At 48.0% G+C, this 2,065-nt stretch carries 2 protein-coding genes; both read left to right on the top strand.

What is annotated here, in order from left to right:
• Positions 1-107 precede the first annotated feature (107 nt).
• Positions 108-1,397 (top strand): AAA family ATPase, encoded by a 1,290-nt coding sequence (locus HMPREF3164_RS04850; protein WP_070449323.1) that lies wholly within the window; start codon positions 108-110, stop codon positions 1,395-1,397.
• A complete protein-coding gene (locus tag HMPREF3164_RS04845; protein ID WP_070449321.1) occupies positions 1,394-1,999 on the top strand; it encodes an RloB family protein in 606 nt (201 codons plus the stop codon). Before HMPREF3164_RS04850 ends, HMPREF3164_RS04845 begins: the two co-directional genes overlap by 4 nt.
• The last annotated feature ends 66 nt before the right edge of the window (positions 2,000-2,065 follow it).

The raw sequence follows: 2,065 nt of genomic DNA, 5'->3' as shown, positions 1-2,065 counted from the left end.
ATGCAGCGTTGCTCTTTTTACCTAGAATATTATGTACTCAGGGGTAAATTCTGGTGTTTTAGGGAAAAATTTTCCCAAAACACCCTATATTTTGTTAGAGTTAGCGTATGCTTCTAGAATTTTCGGTTGAAAACTATGAAAGTTTCAGGGATGAAGCGTACCTGTCGATGGTGCTTCCCTCCCTCAAAACGCAGGTGCCGAAAAATGAGCAGACTTGGGAGAGCTGTACGAGCCGAGTGGCCGCTATTTTCGGGGCGAATGCTTCTGGTAAAAGCACCATTGTGCGTGGTGCGCTTATCAGGCTGAGCCAGGCTGTCCGTGCGCCTGGGGGACATCTTTATCATCCTTATCTGCTTCAGAACCCTCTCAACCCGCAGACAACCTACACGCTAAGTTTCACCCACGAGCAGGTGCGCTATGACTATCGGGTACAGGCAGATAAAAGCGGTGCTATAGCCCTTGAAACCATGCATGCCTACCCAAAAGGTACAGCACGATTACTCTTTGAGCGCCGCACCCAAAAAGACTCCACAGTTACCGTAAAGGCAGGGTCCTCACTGAAAGGCGCCACCCAAGAGGTTCGTAAAATTACGCAGCCAGATCAGCTGTTTTTAGCGGTTGCTCGGCAATACGGGCATGAGACCCTGGCACCTTTGGCACGTGTTCTTGCCTACGATTTCTATTTCATGGATGGTATGGCTTCACGGCAGACGAATATCGTGACAATAATGCGTATGATAATTCGTAATATCGACCTGTGGGAGCGTTCTATGAGCGCATTAGCACAAGTGGCTGACATTGGGGTTACCCGTCTTGAGGTAGACCGTAAAAAACTCCCACCAGAGTCTATTGGGGTAGCATATATGAGACAAGTAATGGGTCTCGGGACTAATCTTTCTCATGAAGATATGTTAGAGAGCGCACAAGCACTTAATCTATATCATCGTGGAGTACATGGGGAAGAGGTTAGGCTGGGGCTTAGTGCACAGAGCGATGGTACTCTCAGCTGGCTTGTGCTTGCGGGTAGAGCTGTGACAGCCCTCCAAGGGGGTGCAGCGTTAGTAGTTGATGAACTGGAATCTAGCTTGCATCCCACTTTGGCGGCTGAATTGGTGAGCATGTTCAAGAACCCTGACATGAACCGTACCGGAGCTCAGCTCATTTTTACTTCGCACGATGCTACTCTGCTGGGTAATATCCCCATGCGATTGCTCGATCCTCCTGAAGTATGGTTCACCGAGAAAAATGACGAAGGCGCGAGCGAAATTTTTTCCTTGGAAGAGTTTGATACCCGTCCCAAGAGCAATATTCAGAAACAGTATCTCACCGGTGCTTTCGGAGCTATACCCACCACCTACATGTCTGAGTTACGTGCTATTTTAGAGGCGGGACAATGAGCCGTCGTGCTAAGAGCACCAAGAAACGCAGCATAAAGACCACTATCCTAGTTGTAACCAATGGTGAAGTGACGGAGCATCGTTACCTTGAATGGTTACGCGATAAGATCAACGGACCGCGTGAAAAGTATTCAGTAACGGTAGAAGCTATTTCGGGAGATCCCACGTGGATACTTCAAAAAGTAATAGGTAGAACGTCTAAAAACTATGATCAGGTGTGGCTTGTGGTAGATCAGGACGACCATACCCGTGAAAAATTACGTGAGTTTATCAAGAGTTGTACGGACGAAGATATCGCCGCTGTTGTGAATGCACCGTGCTTTGAAGTGTGGCTTAACGCTCATTACGAACGGGTCAGAAAATACCAAAACCAGAAAGATGCGCAACGGCACTATCACCAGTTATCGGGAGTCTCGGAGAAAGATGAGAAAACTATTCCTCAAGATTTTCCTTTTGACGAGTATGAAAAAGCATGCGGGAACGCACATCTTACGGGGAACTACAACCCTATGCCGAACGAGTTAGCCGAATCCCCAGCCACACCTATGCCTTATCTTCTCCAAGCAGTGGAGCTGATAGGGCACAACATAGCGAAAGGATAGAAAACGCTCCCGCTTTGTGCCTAATGCATATGAGCGAGCTTCTACGCCAGATGCTCCTTATGCAGC

It is taken from the genome of Rothia sp. HMSC08A08, from assembly GCF_001808385.1.
Classification (GTDB): Bacteria; Actinomycetota; Actinomycetes; order Actinomycetales; family Micrococcaceae; genus Rothia; species Rothia dentocariosa.
Note: the sequence above shows the minus strand (reverse complement) of the source record. Positions and strands in the feature narration are given on the sequence as shown.